Below are 352 nucleotides of genomic sequence, written 5' to 3'. Positions count from 1 at the left end.
AGCGGCGGCAACAATTTCGGGCAGGTGCTGCTCAACCTGTTCGAGTATCAGGCGCATAGCGGCCGCGATGGCTATCGCTGGGATGGCGAAGGCTTTTACGGCGGCGACATCAACCGGCTCTGGCTCAAGAGCGAGGGCGAAGGCGAGTTCGGCCGCGGCATCGACAGCGCCGAGGTGCAGGTGCTCTACAGCCGGGCCATCGACCCCTATTTCAATCTTCAGGGCGGTATCCGCCAGGACTTCGGCCGCGGGCCCGACCGCACCTACGCGACGATCGGCGTCGAGGGCCTGGCTCCTGGCATGTTCGAGGTCGAAGGCGCGCTGTTCCTCTCGACCAAGGGCGATGTTCTGG

At 65.1% G+C, this 352-nt stretch carries 1 protein-coding gene; it reads left to right on the top strand.

Annotation, left to right across the window (positions count from 1 at the left end):
• Positions 1–352, top strand: a 352-nt coding sequence (locus AX703_RS07315) for a copper resistance protein B (protein WP_197423640.1), incomplete at both ends; no start/stop codon positions are given.

It is taken from the genome of Novosphingobium sp. CCH12-A3 (assembly GCF_001556015.1).
GTDB lineage: Bacteria > Pseudomonadota > Alphaproteobacteria > Sphingomonadales > Sphingomonadaceae > Novosphingobium > Novosphingobium subterraneum.
Note: the sequence above shows the minus strand (reverse complement) of the source record. Positions and strands in the feature narration are given on the sequence as shown.